The sequence below is a fragment of the Stenotrophomonas maltophilia group sp. Smal13 genome, assembly GCF_030236855.1.
Lineage (GTDB): Bacteria > Pseudomonadota > Gammaproteobacteria > Xanthomonadales > Xanthomonadaceae > Stenotrophomonas > Stenotrophomonas maltophilia_A.
Genome location: NZ_JASJSQ010000003.1, coordinates 20,770 through 36,910, shown reverse-complemented (window position 1 = coordinate 36,910; position 16,141 = coordinate 20,770). Strand labels below are relative to the sequence as shown.

Annotated in this window: 10 protein-coding genes; 4 read left to right on the top strand and 6 right to left on the bottom strand. The window is 66.2% G+C overall.

What is annotated here, in order from left to right; all coding sequences use genetic code 11:
- The first annotated feature begins 78 nt into the window (after nt 1-78).
- Nucleotides 79-663, top strand: a complete 585-nt coding sequence (locus QRO95_RS02060; RefSeq protein WP_146257004.1) for a hypothetical protein — start codon at nt 79-81, stop codon at nt 661-663.
- On the top strand, nt 632-1,282 hold the full coding sequence (locus tag QRO95_RS02055; protein ID WP_061479578.1) for a response regulator transcription factor: 651 nt from the start codon (nt 632-634) through the stop codon (nt 1,280-1,282). Before QRO95_RS02060 ends, QRO95_RS02055 begins: the two co-directional genes overlap by 32 nt.
- Before the next feature lie 638 nt (nt 1,283-1,920).
- On the opposite strand, the gene QRO95_RS02050 is transcribed toward QRO95_RS02055, so the two are convergent.
- Together QRO95_RS02050 and QRO95_RS02045 are read right to left on the bottom strand one after the other, a co-directional pair.
- Complete coding sequence (locus QRO95_RS02050; RefSeq protein ID WP_285301551.1) at nt 1,921-4,563, bottom strand: PAS-domain containing protein; 2,643 nt, start codon at nt 4,561-4,563, stop codon at nt 1,921-1,923.
- 66 nt (nt 4,564-4,629) lie between these two features.
- Nucleotides 4,630-5,799, bottom strand: coding sequence for an OprO/OprP family phosphate-selective porin (locus QRO95_RS02045; RefSeq protein ID WP_071228137.1), 1,170 nt, complete (start codon nt 5,797-5,799; stop codon nt 4,630-4,632).
- A 332-nt stretch (nt 5,800-6,131) separates the two neighbouring features.
- On the opposite strand from QRO95_RS02045, the gene QRO95_RS02040 reads away from it, so the two are divergent.
- Together QRO95_RS02040 and QRO95_RS02035 are read left to right on the top strand one after the other, a co-directional pair.
- Nucleotides 6,132-7,475 (top strand): dicarboxylate/amino acid:cation symporter, encoded by a 1,344-nt coding sequence (locus tag QRO95_RS02040; protein WP_049398388.1) that lies wholly within the window; start codon nt 6,132-6,134, stop codon nt 7,473-7,475.
- A gap of 230 nt (nt 7,476-7,705) precedes the next feature.
- On the top strand, nt 7,706-9,997 hold the full coding sequence (locus QRO95_RS02035; RefSeq protein WP_032129106.1) for an NADP-dependent malic enzyme: 2,292 nt from the start codon (nt 7,706-7,708) through the stop codon (nt 9,995-9,997).
- A gap of 524 nt (nt 9,998-10,521) precedes the next feature.
- On the opposite strand, the gene QRO95_RS02030 is transcribed toward QRO95_RS02035, so the two are convergent.
- From QRO95_RS02030 to QRO95_RS02015, 4 genes are all read right to left on the bottom strand, one after another.
- Entirely contained in the window at nt 10,522-10,665 is a 144-nt protein-coding gene (locus tag QRO95_RS02030) for a hypothetical protein (RefSeq protein ID WP_180845221.1), read from the bottom strand.
- The gene (locus QRO95_RS02025) at nt 10,662-11,357 is read right to left on the bottom strand and encodes a hypothetical protein (protein ID WP_285301550.1); all 696 of its coding nucleotides are present in this window, start codon (nt 11,355-11,357) and stop codon (nt 10,662-10,664) included. The genes QRO95_RS02030 and QRO95_RS02025 overlap by 4 nt, the downstream gene beginning before the upstream one ends.
- Nucleotides 11,358-11,684: 327 nt before the next feature.
- Nucleotides 11,685-12,419, bottom strand: a complete 735-nt coding sequence (locus QRO95_RS02020) for a basic secretory protein-like protein (RefSeq protein ID WP_049421780.1) — start codon at nt 12,417-12,419, stop codon at nt 11,685-11,687.
- Nucleotides 12,416-15,760 carry a GH92 family glycosyl hydrolase gene (locus tag QRO95_RS02015; RefSeq protein WP_285301549.1) on the bottom strand — a complete coding sequence of 1,115 codons (3,345 nt, stop codon included), beginning with the start codon at nt 15,758-15,760 and terminating at the stop codon, nt 12,416-12,418. The genes QRO95_RS02020 and QRO95_RS02015 overlap by 4 nt, the downstream gene beginning before the upstream one ends.
- Nucleotides 15,761-16,141: the final 381 nt, after the last annotated feature.

Below are 16,141 nucleotides of genomic sequence, written 5' to 3'. Positions count from 1 at the left end.
GGGGTCATGCGTAGCATTCACTGGGCCCGTACAACGGCGGTAAGGCGAGTCCTTCTAGTTATAGGCTCCTCGGTGGTTATGGTCGGCCTGTACCTTTTGCTAATCAATCATCTGAGCTCGTATCAATTGGAGCGAAGTGACTATCGAGCCAAAGCGGCTAGCCAGGACTATGACGCGATTCAATATGCGGAGTTGCTGGACCTGATCGATGAATGCCTGGCTCCACGTAATGCTGCGCTGGCGGGATTTGCCTGCAGGGCAGCGGACCTGAAGTACTCCGAGGTCCAGCGGGGATCGGCTGTGGTAAATCGAAAAGAGGTTCTGGAGAGAGGTGACTACCCTCGGATGCGGATTGACGTCCGGTCGGCGCAGCGATTGTTGGATCTTCAGCGCATTGGTAGCGTTCCTTCAACCCTGCGTGAGGATCTGTACGAGGTGATGCGCAGTACGTATGGCAAAGTTGGAACAGCCCTACTGATCGGTGTCCTGTATCTGACGATCTGGTTGGTGCCGCATTTTCTTAATTACAGAGAGTCTACACAGCAGTCGCGGCAGCCCTTTCTGGGGCATCGACTGGCCGGCGAAGCAAATGAAGAAGGTATTCCCTTTGGTGACATGCCAAACTTGCCCCATGAGCGAATACACCATCCTGATCGCCGATGACCACCCGCTGCTGCGTTCGGCGGTGGTGCAGTCATTGCGGCAGAGCCTGCCGCTGGCGCAGGTGCGCGAGGTCGCCAGCGCCGAGGCATTGGCCGAAGCCCTCGACGCGCACCCGGACGTGGACCTGGTGCTGCTCGACCTGACCATGCCTGGCGCACACGGTTTTTCCGCGCTGCTGCACGTGCGTGGCTCGCATCCGGACATTCCGGTGGTGATCCTCTCGTCCAACGACCACCCCCGTGTGATCCGCCGCGCCCAGCAGTTCGGTGCCGCCGGTTTCATTCCGAAATCTGCCCCGGCGGAGACCATCGGCGAGGCCGTGCAGACTGTGCTCGATGGTGGCCTGTGGTTCCCGGCGATGGCCGCCGAACGCTCCGAGGCCGACGCCCTGCTGGCCAGCCGCCTGGCGCAGCTGACCCCGCAGCAGTTCCGCGTGCTGCTGTGCCTGGCCGACGGGCTGCTCAACAAACAGATCGCCTACACGCTGGGGCTGGCGGAAAACACGGTGAAGGTGCATGTCACCGCGATCCTGAAGAAGCTCGAATGCCATAGCCGCACGCAGGCGGCAGTGCTGGTGAAGGCGCTGGAGCCGGAAGGCGACGCGGGCATCGGGTTGTAGTTTCCAGCCAACGGCGCAGCCCCTCGTGGGTGGACACGTAGAGCAGTTCATGGGTGAGGCCGGGCAGGTGGACTGCGCAGGGGCCGCTGCAAGTACGTCCATGTAAGCTCGGTCGCCGCTTGCTCGTGTGCGCAGTCCTGCGCACACGGCAAGACCGGGGTTGGGCGTCCTGCCCAACCCGCCCGAGGCATGCCTCGGGCCCATGCGGCTCACGCCCCTGCGCAGCCCACCTGCCCGGCCACGGACAGGTTCCGTGCGCATTCATCCACGGAAGAGAAAAGAAGATCAAAAGCAAAGGCAGCCTGGCAGGCCGCCTTATGTAGAGCCGAGCCCACGCTCGGCTGCTTTGCGGCCGGTCCGCGAAGCCGAGCATGGGCTCGGCTCTACACGAGCAAGCGCAGCGCGCGATCCGCTTTTGATCTTCTTTTTCTTCTCCGTGGGTGGCAGGCCACCGAAATCTGTCAGAGGCCGGTCGGGTTGGGTTCGCGGGGGTGTCAGCCGCATGGATGCGGCTGCCAAGCCTCCAGGGATGGATTCACGGCGTCCCCCGCGCACCCAACCCGACCGGCCCACCCACGGCTTCTGCTTTCCACGACCAACCAGGCACCACCCACGAGGGGCTGCGCCGTTGGCTGGAATCACCCGCGATGCCGGATCAGCAACTGACTCATCAGCGCCCGCAGCGCCGGCGGTTTCACCGGCTTGGCCATCATTCCCCAGCCACGCTCGGCAGCCATCTCACGCAATCCCGCATCGCGCTCGGCAGTGACCAGCACCACCGGCGGTCGGGCCCGCCACAGCTCTGCCAATGTCTCGTACAGCACCGGGCCGTGGTGGTCACCCATGCGCACATCCAGCAGCACCAGCTCCGGCACGGTTGCCGTCATGGCCAACTGCAGCGCTGCCTGCGGGCCATCGGCCAGCAGCACCTCGCAGCCCCAGCGCTCCAGCAGCGCGCGGCTGGCCGCGCACACGTGCGGATCGTCATCGATCACCCACACCCGGCGCCCTCGCAGCGGGTTGTCCGCTGCCGGTTCCTGCGCCAGCACCGGCGCGGGCGCGGTGGCGGGTATCGCGCTGGCGTCGCCGAACGGCACGCCCACGGCGAACACGCTGCCCTGGCCCAGCTGCGAGCGCAGTCGGATCGGGTGTCCGAGCAGGCGGCCGATGCGGTCGACGATGGCCAGGCCAAGCCCGGCACCGCGCTGCTGGCCATCATGCAGGCGGCGGAATTCCTCGAAGATCTCGCCCTGCAACGCATCGGGGATGCCGGGGCCCTGGTCGTGCACTTCGATCCACAGCAGGCCTTCGCGGCGACGGCAGCCCAGAAGCACGCGACCGCGCTCGCTGTAGCGCAGCGCGTTGGACAGGAAATTCTGCAGGATGCGGCGCAGCAGCGCTTCATCGCTGACCACCACCGCATCGGTATCGACCCAGTCCACCACCAGGCCACGTGACTGCGCGGCGATGCCGAATTCGCGCGCCAGTGTCTGCAGCAGCGGCCCGAGCCGGAACGCCTGCACACGGGTCGGCAGGCTGCCCGATTCCAGCCGCGCGATATCCAGCAGACTGTTGAGGATCGCATCCTGCGCGGCCAATGCAGCGTCGATGTGATCGCTGGTCTGCTGCTGCGCCGGGTCGCTCAGCTTGCCGCGCAGCACCGAGACGAACATGCGTGCTGCGTTGAGTGGTTGCAGCAGGTCGTGCACGGCCGAGGCGACGAAGCGGGTCTTGTAGCGGTTGGCCTGTTCGGCCTCGCGGCGTGCTTCGTCCAGGTCGTGGGTACGTTCGGCGATGCGGTGTTCCAGTGCATCGGCCAGCGAGCGCAGTTCGCGTGCAGCATTCTTGTAGCTGGTGATGTCGGCGTAGCTGGTGACGAAACCGCCGTCGGGCAGCGGGTTGCCGCGGATCTCCAGCACCGTACCGTCGTCCTTCTCACTTTCGCGCATGTGCGGACGGCCGCTGCGCAGGTGGTTGAGGCGACGCTCGATGGCCTCGTCGACCGGGCCGGGACCGAGCAGGCCACGGCGTGCGTTGAAGCGGAACAGTTCCTCGATGGGCCGCCCCACGCGCACCAGGTCCAGCGGGAAACGGAACAGTTCCAGGTAGCGCGAATTCCATGCGACCAGACGCAGGTCCCGGTCGATCACCACCACGCCCTGCGGCAGGTGTTCAAGGCTGCGGCTTAGGCCGCTGTCGGCATCGGTGGCGGCCTGCAGCAGGCCATCCTGTGCGGTGCGCAGTTCCTGTGCATGCTGCTTGAGCAGGGTTTCCAGCTCGCGGCGGCTGCGCAGGCGATGCTTGGCCAGGCGCCGGCGCTGCTGCACGAACAGCACCAGGAAGCCCAGCGCCAGCCACGCAGCACCTCCGGTAAGCGCGGCCGCACGGCCGGCGGCGGTGGCGGCACTGGCGTCGTGCAGCAGGTGCAGGTTCCAGTCTTCGGCCGGCAGCGCAAGGCTCTGCCACAGCATCGGCTGCGGCAATGCCGGATCCAGCAGGCGCACCATGCGGCCGCCATCGGCCAGTACATCCTCGGTACGTGCGCGCAGTGGCTGCAGGGTGCGATCGGCGTACTGGCGGGCGTCCAGCATTTCGCGGCGCTCATCGGCGCCCAGCGGTCGCAGCAGGCGGTAGCGCCAGCTGTCACGGTTGGCCAGGAACACCACGTCGTGGTCGTCACTGGCCAGCACCACGTCAGGGCTGCTCAGCCACTCCTGCTCCAGTGCCGACAGCTCGACCTTGATCACCACCACGCCGAGCCGCTTGCCGTCTTCCTCGATGGCCTGCGACAGGTAGTAGCCGGGCACACCGGTGGTCATGCCGATGCCGTAGAAGCGGCCGCGGCCCTGGGCCAGCGCCTGGCGGTAATAGGGACGATAGCTGTAGTTCTCACCGACGTTGGTGGTCGGCTGGTCCCAGTTGCTCGCCGCCACCGCCACGCCATCGTGACCGACCAGGGTCAGGGTCGAGGCACGGGTGACTTCATTGGCGCGTTGCAGCTTGAGGTTCAGCCGCTGCCGTTCGGTGGGCGAGGGCTGCACACGCAGGGCGTGCAGAAGATCCGGATCCAGTGCCAGTACCTGCGGCAGCGTGCCGAAGCGGTCGATGCGCTGCTGCAGGCCCTGGCCATACAACTGCAGCTGGCGTTGTACCTGGCTGCTTTCCTCACCGAGGGCGCGCCGCCAGGCGTAGTGGCCGGCGGCGACCGCACACAGCACGGTGCCGCCGACCATCACCGCGATGGTCAGCAACAGCATCCGGTGGCGGCTGAGCCAGTACATGGCGGCAGTCTACGCAGGGCCGGCGGGCGTGGCGTACACGCCCGCCGGGATCTGACGTGGAAGGGGTCAGAAGTGCATCTGCGCGCGCAGTTCGAAGATCTCCGGCGTGCTGTGCACGCCGCGACGGCTGGCGTCGACCTTGACGTAGTTGGCCTGGAACTTGAAGTGGCTGGTCAGGTACCAGTTCGCACCCAGAGTGAGGTCGTGCTGGCGGCCGCCGAGGATGCTGCCATCGTCGAGGTCCATGCGGCTGTAACGGGCCACCAGTTCCACCGCGCCGTAGTCGTGCGCCGGCTTGATGTTGGCCACCGCACCGGCGTTGTACGGGCGCGATTCGCCGGTCAGCACCCAGCTCGCCATCGCGTACTGGCCGCTGCCGGTGTAGTCGGGCTTGCCGTCATGGCGGGTGACCGTGGCGCGCAGGGCTTCGGCCTGCACCGAGAACGGGCCGCGGATCCAGATGCCTTCCAGGCCGGTGCGGCGGATCTGGTCGGCGGTGACCAGCGCGCCGGAATCGACATAGCGGATGTCGGTCAGGCCGGCTTCCGGACGTGCGCGCAGGCGCGCGCTGGCCTCGTGGTGCACGTCGCGGCCATCGCTGTAACCGCGCGGATTTTCCTGCGAGTAGGCCAGGCCCAGGTGGATCACGTCACCCGGCGCCTTCACCGGGGTCCACACCGCACGCACGGCCTGGGTGGTGCCCGGGTTGTCACCCTGCAGGTCCTTGCCGCCATAGGCGCCGGCCTGCAGCAGGTACTGCGGGCGCTCCAGCACCCATTCCACACCCGTGCGGCGGCCGGCGTAGAAGGCCTGCACCGGCAGTGCGGTTTCCAGGAAGCTGCCGGCGCGCGAGGACGTGTTCGCGTCCAGGCCGACCGGGGTCTTCATGTAGCCGAAGCGGAAGCGGCCGATGTCGCGGCCGAAGAAGGCCTTGCTTTCGAAGCGCACGAACACGTCCAGCCAGGTATCGGACTGGAAGTCGTAATAGACCATCGCGTCGTAGACGCCCTTCTTCTTCAGCGTCGCACCGAACTCCTTGCGGCGCACGGCGTCGTCGTCCTCAAGGCCACTGCCCGAGGAGAAATCGTTGTAGTCGTAGGCGATGTTGGCGGTAGCGGCCAGCTCGGTGCCGTCGCCGAAGGCGTACTTGGTCGGCCAGTTGTCGAAATCGGCAGCCGAAGCGAAGGCGGGAAGCGCGGCCAGCGACAGGGCCAGCAAGGTGGGAATCGGGCGCATGTTGGGTGCGGCTCTCTCAGATTGCGTGTGGACAGGACAACAACGGCCGCAAGGGCCGGAACTTTCGCAATGACGCGCCCGGCCGTTCAGCTCGGGCCACCGGCCTCCCCGTGATCGGGCGGTGCGGCGCCAGTGTAGGCACCGCGGCCACCTGAACCGGGGGGCTAGTACCAATAGGTTATCTGCGCCAGCGTGCCCGACGCGTACAAAGGCGTCCATTGGTCGCACCCCCTGCGCGTGCTGCACAGGGCCTGCGGTCAGTTTCCACGGTAACGGTTCCCGTGCAGTCCCGGGGCCGTACGTGCCTGAAAATGCCCCTTCCGGAGTCCGCCATGCACATCCCGACCGCAGCACCGGTGCCTGCAAAGCCGTTGCCGATCTATCGCCAGCTGTACTTCCAGGTGATCGTGGCGATCGTCCTGGGCGCCATCCTCGGCCACTACGAACCGTTGATCGGCGAGAAGATGAAGCCGCTCGGCGATGCCTTCATCAACCTGGTGAAGATGATCATCGCACCGGTGATCTTCCTGACCATCGTCACCGGCATCGCCGGCATGACCCACCTGCGCACGGTGGGCCGCGTATTCGCCAAGGCGATGGCGTACTTCCTGTTCTTCTCCACGCTGGCGCTGATCGTCGGCATGATCGTGGCGCACGTGGTGCAGCCCGGCGCCGGCATGAACATCAATCCGGCCGAGCTGGACCAGACCGCGGTGCACAGCTACGTCGAGAAGTCGCATGACCTGACCCTGGTCGGCTTCCTGATGGACATCATCCCGAAGACGCTGCTCAGCGCGTTCGTCGATGGCAACATCCTGCAGGTGCTGTTCGTGGCCGTGCTGTTCGGCATCGCGCTGGCATCGGTGGGCGAGAAGGGCAAGCCGATCGTGAACTTCCTGGAGGCGCTGGTCGCCCCGGTGTTCAAGCTGGTGCACATCCTGATGAAGGCCGCGCCGATCGGTGCCTTCGGCGCAATCGCCTTCACCATCGGCAAGTACGGCGTTGGCTCGCTGATCAACCTGGCCTGGCTGGTGGGTTCGTTCTACCTCACCGCCTTCCTGTTCGTGGCGGTCATCCTGGGCCTGGTCTGCCGCCTGTGCGGCTTCTCGGTGTTCAAGCTGGCGCGCTACCTGAAGGCCGAACTGCTGCTGGTGCTGGGCACCTCCTCGTCGGAGTCGGCGCTGCCGTCGCTGATGGAGAAGATGGAACGCGCCGGCTGCAGCAAGTCGGTGGTGGGCCTGGTGGTCCCGACCGGCTACTCGTTCAACCTGGACGGCACCAACATCTACATGACCCTGGCCGCGCTGTTCATCGCCCAGGCCACCAACACCGAACTGACCCTGGGCCATCAGATTGCCCTGCTGCTGGTCGCCATGCTCAGCTCCAAGGGCGCGGCCGGCGTCACCGGCGCCGGCTTCATCACCCTGGCCGCCACCCTGGCCGTGGTGCCGGAGGTGCCGGTGGCCGGCATGGCGCTGATCCTGGGCGTGGACCGCTTCATGAGCGAATGCCGCTCGCTGACCAACTTCATCGGCAATGCCGTGGCCACCGTGGTGGTCTCGCGCTGGGAGGGGGCGCTGGACCGCAACCGCCTGAAGCTGGCGCTGGATGGCCGCGAAAGCGAACTGCCGCCGCTGATCGATGCCGTGCCCGAGGCGCTGCCGGCCAGGGGCTGATCCAGGTGTGTGGTACCGCGGGGCCGATCACGACAGTGGTACGGCCCCGCGGCGTTTCAAGGCGTCCCATGGCTGTCATGGGACGCACCGAAGCTGGTGTCGCGGTACCGTCGCATACGGCACGGAATTGTGCGGTCGCAGCATGCCTGCGACAGGATAGCGACAGGTCCAGACGCTCCAACGGGGGTATCATCCCCTGTCCCTTCTGCCCATTCATGTAACCCACATCGATGTCCAACGAAGATTTCAAACAGGCCGCCCTCGATTACCACCGGATGTCCCCGCCGGGAAAGATCAAGGTTTCCGCTACCAAGCCCATGCTGACCCAGCGCGACCTGTCGCTGGCGTATTCGCCGGGCGTGGCGTACGCCTGTGAAGCGATCAAGGCCGACCCGCAGCAGGCCAGCGAGCTGACCGCCCGCGGCAACCTGGTGGCGGTGATCTCCAACGGCACCGCGGTGCTGGGCCTGGGCAACATCGGCGCGCTGGCCGGCAAGCCGGTGATGGAAGGCAAGGGTGTGCTGTTCCAGAAGTTCGCCGGCATCGATGTGTTCGACATCGAAGTGGATGAAACCGACCCGGACAAGCTGGTCGACATCATCGCCTCGCTGGAGCCGACCTTCGGCGGCATCAACCTGGAAGACATCAAGGCACCGGAATGCTTCGTGGTCGAGCGCAAGCTGCGCGAGCGCATGAAGATCCCGGTGTTCCATGACGACCAGCACGGCACGGCGATCATCGTCGGCGCAGCGGTGCTCAACGCCATGGCGATCACCGGCAAGAAGATCGAGGAAGTGAAGCTGGCGACCACGGGCATGGGCGCGGCCGGCATTTCCTGCGTGAACATGCTGGTGCAGCTGGGCCTGAAGCCGGAGAACATCCTGGCCTTCGACCGCGAGGGCGTGATCCACACCGGTCGTACCGACCTGGACCCGGAAAAGCAGCGCTATGCGCGCGACACCGACAAGCGCACCCTGGCCGAGATCGTCGACGGCGCGGACATCTTCCTGGGCCTGTCGGCGCCGGGCATCCTGACTGCCGACATGGTCAAGACCATGGCGCCGGATCCGGTGATCTTCGCGCTGGCCAACCCGACTCCGGAAATCATGCCGGAGCTGGCGCGCGCCGCCCGTCCGGACGCGATCATCGGCACCGGCCGTTCGGACTACCCGAACCAGGTCAACAACGTGCTGTGCTTCCCGTACCTGTTCCGTGGTGCGCTGGACGTGGGCGCGACCGCGATCAACGAGGAAATGAAGATCGCCTGCGTGCGCGCCATCGCGGCGCTGGCGCGTCGTGCGGCCACCGACATGGGTTCGGCCTATGGCGGCGAGACCCCGAGCTTCGGTCGTGAATACCTGATCCCGCGCCCGTTCGACCGCCGCCTGCTGGTGGAGCTGTCGGCCGCCGTGGCCCAGGCCGCGATGGACTCGGGCGTGGCCTCGCGCCCGATCGACGACATGGGCGCTTACCGCGACAAGCTGGCCCAGTTCGTCTACCGCACCAGCCTGATGATGAAGCCGGTCTACGACCGCGCGCGCAGCGACAAGCAGCGCGTTGTGTATGCCGAGGGCGAAGAGGAAGTGGTGCTGCAGGCGGTGCAGAACGTGGTCGATGACGGCCTGGCGCACCCGATCCTGATCGGCCGCCCGGAAGTGATCGAGTCGCGCATCGAGCGCCTCGGCCTGCGCCTGAAGATCGGCGAGAACGTTGAAGTCACCAACATCAACGACGACCCGCGCTTCAACGAATACTGGCAGTACTACCACGGCCTGACCGGCCGTCGTGGCGTGACCGTGGCCGCGGCGAAGAACCTGATGCGTTCGCGCCCGACCCTGATCGCTGCAGTGATGGTGGCCCGTGGCGAAGCCGATGCGATGCTGACCGGCATCGTCGGCCGTTTCCACAAGAAGCTGGGCTACGTGCGCAGCGTGCTGCCGCTGGAGCCGAAGGTCACCTCGACCTCGGCGATGACCGGCGTGATCAACCAGCAGGGCGTGTTCTTCTTCGTCGATACCCACGTGCAGGAAGACCCGACCGCCGAGCAGCTGTGCGAAGCGACCCTGCAGGCGGCCTACCGCATGAAGCTGTTCGGCATCGAGCCGAAGGTGGCGCTGCTGTCGCACTCCAACTTCGGCAGCCACGATTCGAAGGACGCGCTGAAGATGCGCCAGGTGCGCGAGCTGCTGCTCAAGCGCAACCCGCGTCTGAACGTGGACGGCGAAATGCAGGGTGACACCGCATGGGACGAAGCGCTGCGCCAGAAGCTGCTGCCGGGCTCGACCCTGCAGGGTCGCGCCAACTTGTTCGTGCTGCCGAACCTGGAAGCGGCCAACATCGCCTACAACCTGGTGCGTGTGTTCACCGACGGCGTGGCGATCGGCCCGATCCTGATGGGCGTGAACAAGCCGGTGCATATCCTGACCACCAGCGCGACCTCGCGCAGGATCCTGAACATGACCGCCATTGCGGCGGTGGATGCGCAGATCCGCAAGCAGCTGGAAGCGGAAAAGAAGGCGTAAGCCTTCTTTCCGATTCCAGCTGCAGAAGCGCGCCCCCCGGGCGCGTTTCTGTTTCCGCAAAGCGGAAACGGGTAGTGCCGGCCGCTGGCCAGCAACCGCAATCATGTCCACCACTACCGCAGCCGGCCAGCGGCCGGCTCTACCGCCCGCCGGCCTGTGCCACACGCGCTACGCCGCCCGGTCATGTCCCTGCAACGCCGTTGCGGCCCAATACGCCCACGCGGCCCGGCCGTGGGAAGGGACCGGACCGGCCTTCCCACCCTGGGCCCGACCAACTTTTCATGGGCGAGGGTGTCATGCGCAATCGAGTGACGCGGCGGTACTTTCAGCAGCTGTTCGCGCTCTACGCCGGCTTCGTGCGGTCGCGCTGAGGCAGCGATGTGGTAGCGCCGGGCCATGCCCGGCGAGCGCGCAGCGTGGCGAATCAGGCATTTCGCCGGGTGTGGCCTGGCGCTACTGAGCGAACGTGGCAACCAAGGTGTGCCGCAGTGGTAGCTATTGAGCTACCGAAATATCTCCGATGGTCACCCTTCCTCCGCCACCATATCCCCGGCTACATTGCAGGCCTTGCCGCAGTAGAATTTCCCAACCGACGCTGCGATTGCTGTGCCACCCAGGCACGCGACCACGATCATCAGCCAGCGATTGCGTTTCGACTTTCCTTTCATTTCATTTCTCCTTTTCTTCGATTCGATATCTCGATATGCCATCGGTTCGATTCCCGTTGCTGGTCCGGTGAGAGTTGGCTCCAGAGCCGCTCGGCATAGCGAAGCCCCTTGCCGCCACTGGCCTGGCTGAATGCGCGCGCATAGGCGTGTGCGCGTGCTGCATCGCGAGGCACATGCAGGCCATCCTCAAAGGTGGCCGCAAGAAGCATCAGGGCATTGCTGTCACCCGAGTCCGCGGCTTCGTTGAGGAATCTCACTGTCGCTTCCTTGAATCGCTTGACGAGCTCTTCATCGAACATGGAGTGCTCATCGTCGAACTGATGAGACGCCAGTCCCGAGAACATCAATTTCGCAGTGGAGTCGCCGTCTGACGCCGCGTAGTAGGCGAGGTCATAGATGGAGTGTTCTGATTCAAGAGCGGAGCAGTCTGAGTCACCCAGAACGTTTTCCCGGAACTCACGCTGCTGGTCGGGAGTCAGTCCCGTCGGAATGTCTGTTCCCGCCAAGCTTGCGGCGTTTGTGCAACGCGCTATGTCCTGCGCCAGCAGAAGGGCCTGCTGGGGCGACAACGTTCGGCGAATTGCAATCAACTGAGTCCCGGCGGCGGCAACGCTTGCGGCCTGCGTCGTCTCGATCGCAGCATCTTTTCCGTTGATACGAACCCGTACGGTCTGCTGCTCTTGGGGGGGCAACAGCGAGAACGCTCGGCGTGTTGCTTCTCGTCCAGATCGCGGTCGTGATCAGTGCAATGGCTGCTCCTGTCACCAGCACAACGACCGCTTTGCGCCTACCGACCTTGGTTCTGATTTTCATGCAAGCAAGGTTAGCGACCCTCGCTCAGTCACGATGTCGGTTGCTGCCGCGTGCTGTTGTGAACAGGCGCCTATCCGACTTGTCGGATTACTCCGCGTGAGATCGTAATGAGATCCCGTTGGGCAGGTCATGCCGGGCCATGCCAGGCGGGCGCGCAGCGCGGCGAAACAGGCGTTTCGCCGGGCAAGCCACGGTGCTACCTGCGGTCAGCGCTTGCCGCGCCGTGCCGGCGCCGGTGCATCCGAACGCGGCTTGGCGTACTGCGCCCACAGCGCCGGCAGTGCCTTGCCGGTGTGCTTCTGCCACAGCGCCGGTGCATAGCGGCCGTCGCGCAGGGCCTTGTCCAGTGCCAGCACCAGGCCGGGATGTTCCGCCTCCGCCCACTTCAGGAACGCACCGGTCACCCGGTAGCCGCTGTCGACGTTCTGCCCCTTCTCGACCTTCACCGGCAATGCCCAGCCAGCGGCGGCGTTGTCCATGCCGTAGCGGTCGCGCGCGTAGTCGGCGATGCCTTCCACCAGCCAGCCCGGTACCCGTGCATCGCCGTAGCCGGGATACCCCTGCACGATGTGCATCGCCTCGTGGGTGACCAGGTCGATGTCGTTCGGATGCTGCGCCAGCCAACCCGGATTGATGGTGATCGTCGCTGCCTGGTCCTTGTCGCCGACGAAGGCGATGCCGGTGTAGGCCGGATCGATCACGATGCGCACCATTGACGGCGCAGCGGGATGGAAGTCCGCACGTTCGCGCAGGTACGCGAAGAAGAACGTATCGATCACCCGCTTGCGCTGCGGTGCGGCCAGGGCGCCACGGGCGTCCTGGTAGTTCAGCGTCACGCCGTCGCGGGTCAGCTGCGTATCGAACGCCTGGGTCTGGCCGAAGCTTGAGAAGGACAGGGCAACAAGGGCCAGAGGCAGTAGACGGAAGCGCATGCAGCTCATTGTACGGTGCCGGCCGCCAGCAGTTCGATCTCCGCCAGCGGCAGCCGTGCCGGTGCCGCCAGGCGCAGGCGGTACTCGCTGTAACGACCGGGTTTGGCGATGCGGAACGGACGGGTCTGGCGGGCGGATTCGAAGTCTTCGCCGCTGCGCTGGTCGAGCACGGCCCAGCTGCCGCCACCGTTGCGCGCCTCCAGCGTCCACTCACCGCCCTGGATGCGGCCGTCACCGCTGGTCAGCGTGTACATCGTCGGGGTGCCCTCGGCCAGGCCGGTCAGCGAGATGGTTGCACCGGCGCCCAGACCCACCGTGGTGCCGGCATCGTCATCGACCAGCGCGGGCAGGGCACGGCCATCGGCCAGCGTCGCCTTCGCGCCGCTGCCGAGCAGGTCGTGCAGCAGCTGCGGGTGCTGGCCGCGCGCGGTCAACGAGCGCGGCACATCGTCCACGCCGCTGCCCCAGCGCGAGGGGCGGGGTCCCATCACGAAGTCGAGGGTCGCGCCCTTGGCGATCAGGTCGTGCGGCACCCAGGTCTTCGTCCACGGCGTACCGTTGATCTTCAGCGACTGCACGTAGACGTTCTCACGCGAGTTGTTGGCCGCGTTCACGGTCAGCACCGCGCCACCCTGCAGCTCCACCCGTGCATGCTCGAATGCCGGCGAGCCGATCACGTACTCCGGGGCGCCCATGCGCAGCGGGTACAGGCCCAGCGAGGCCAGTACGTACCATGCCGAGGTTTCACCGTTGTCCTCATCGCCCGGGTAGCCCTGGCCGATCTCGCTGCCGACGTACAACCGCGACAGGATCTCGCGCACGTGCTGCTGGGTCTTCCACGGCTGCCCGGCGTACAGGTACATCCACGGAATGTGGTGCGCCGGCTGGTTGCTGTGCGCATACATGCCCATGCGCACGTCGCGCGCTTCGGTCATCTCGTGGATGGTGCCGCCGTAGGAGCCGGCCAGTGCCGGGTCCGCGGTTTCCGGCGTGGCGAAGAAGGTATCCAGCTTCGCCGCCAGCTTTTCGCGGCCGCCATACAACGCGGCCAGGCCTTCGCCGTCATGGGCGGCGGTGAAGGCGAAGGTCCAGCCATTGGATTCGGTGTAGTCGTGGCCCCACACGCGCGGATCGTAGGCCTTTGCGTCCACGCGCCAGCGACCATCGGCCTTGCGGCCCTGGAAGAAGCCTGCCGCCGGATCGAACATCGTCGCGTAACTGGCGGCGCGATGGCGGAAGTAGTCGGCCTCGGTGCTGTAGCGCTCGCGTGCGGCGGGCGCGGTCGCGCGCTTGGCCAGGGCATCGGCCATGTTGGCGATGCCAAAGTCATTGAGTGCGCCTTCCATCGTCCACGACATGCCTTCGTGCACGTCGGCACTGGCATAGCCGCGGAAGGTCGAACGGTTCATGCCCTTGCGGCCGACATGGCGGTCCGGCGGCACCACGGTCGCGTTCTTCAGCGCGGCGGCATAGGCCTCGGCCGGATCGAACCCGCCGATGCCCTTCAGCCATGCGTCGGCGAAGGCCACATCGGAGCTGGTGCCGACCATCAGATCGGCGTAGCCCGGCGACGACCAGCGTGCAATCCAGCCGCCGGCGCGGTACTGCTCGATGAAGCCCTGCACCAGCTGCCCGGCATCGTCGGGCGTGAACAGCGCATAGGCCGGCCAGGTGGTGCGGAAGGTGTCCCAGAAGCCGTTGTTGACGAATACCTTGCCGTCGCGCACGGCGGCATAGCTGCGGGTCGCGCTGCCCTCGGTGTTGTCATCGCTGGCGCTGGCCTGGTTGGCGTAGCGCCACTCCGGTGCGGCGGCGCTGCCCACGTTCTCATGGCCGGAATTGGGGTACAGGAACAGCCGGTACAGGCTGGAGTACAGCGTGGTCTTCTGGTCGTCGCTGGCATCGCCGATGTCGAAACGGGCCAGGCGCGCATCCCATGCATCCTGCGCACGGCCGGCCACGCTTTCCAGTGTATCGGCGGCGGCCATTTCCAGGGCCAGGTTGTGCCGTGCCTGCTCCACCGAGATCAGCGAGGTGGCGATGCGCATGGTCACCCGCCGGTCGCTGCCGGCATCGAATTTGATGTAACCGGTCGGTCGGCCGGTGTTGAGGCGCCCACTGCTGCGCCACGGCCTGTCGAAGCTGGCCACCACGTACATGCGACTGGCGCCGTTGGACAGCCCGCTGCGCGTATCGGTGTAGCCGGACAGTGTCTGCGTGGCAGCGTCCAGGGTCAGGCCACCGCGTGCATCGACATTGTCGAACAGCAGGTTGGCGTCGCCGCCCTCGGGGAACTCGAAGCGGAACAGCGCGGCATGATCGGTCGGCGCGATGGCGGCCGCGATGCCGTTGTCGAAGCGCACGTCGTAGCGATACGGGCGCGCGCTTTCATGGCTGCGCTCGAATGACAGCGCGCGCTTGCGACGGTCGGCCTCCGGCACGCCACGGCTGGCCGAGGGCATCACCTGGAAGGTCTGGCGGTCGCCCATCCACGGGCTGGGCTGATGGCTCAGCGCAAGCGCCTGCAGCTGCGGGCGGTTCTGTGCGTCGTTCTGTTCGTTCCAGCGGTACAGCCAGTTCAGTGCGCCAGCATCGGTCACCGGGGTCCAGAAGTTGAATCCGTGCGGTACCGCGGTGGCCGGGAAATTGTTGCCGCGCGAGAAGGTGCCGTTGGCCTGGGTGCCACGGGTGGTCAGCACCCAGTCGGAGACGCGCGCTGGCTGCTGACGTGGCACTGTGTCCAGGCGCACGTCATCGATCCAGCCCGAGACCGGTGCACCGTCGGCACTGGCCACGTCCAGTTCGATCGCCACCACTCGGCGGCCCTTCAGCGCGGGCACGTCGCCCAGCCGCACCGCCTTGCGCGCCCACTGCTGCGGATACAGCGTCTTCGAATCGCCCTGCGCGCGCGCACCGATGGCCACGCCATGCTGGTCGCGTGCAGCGCTGGCCGAAACGCGGCTGCCATCGTCCAGCAGCAGGTCCAGTGACACATAGGTCGAGGCCACGGTGTCCTTGCCGACGATCTCCGGCAGCACCAGCCACGACAGGGTGGTATCGGCCTCGATCGGCAGGTCGGTCTTGAACAGCTCGCGTCGCGCGCTGCCGCCTTCGCTGCTGTAGCGCAGTGCATGCAGGCCGCTGTAGCCCGCATTGCGCTTGGCGGCGTAAGGCGCCGCAGGGCCGTTGCCGATCGTGACCTGCAGTGCGCCTGCGGCCGGTGCCGGAGCCGGCTGGCCCGGTTCGAACGAGGTCTGCAGTCCCTGTGCCAGCACCGGCATCGCGGTAGTCGCACAGGCCAGGGCCAGGGCGAGCGGAAGCAGGGCGCGGCGTGGATCGGACAGGGTCATGCAAGGGTCTCCCGGAAGGGCAGGCGGCGGGCAGAACCCGCATCGGCGGACACCACGGACAGCATCGCTCCGCCCGCCGGGATGGCAGTGGAAGAAGCGATACCGGTCCGGTGGGGGCGGGCCATGCGATCGGGTCGGATTGGAGTGGGCCGGTTTACGACCTGGCCCGATCCTGCAACAGCCGTGGCAACCTGACAAGTGCCATTTAGTTCGATCCAAATGCGGGAAATATCGTTGTCGGTGGATTTTCGGCGTGAACCTGCAGGATCGATCGGGAATTTCCGCCGGCACCCCGTCCCGAGGTGGCATGCAAGGCCGCAGGGAATCGGCCCGGTACGCGCAAAGACCCGTTGCGGCGCAATGTCGGGGCGGCCCAGATGC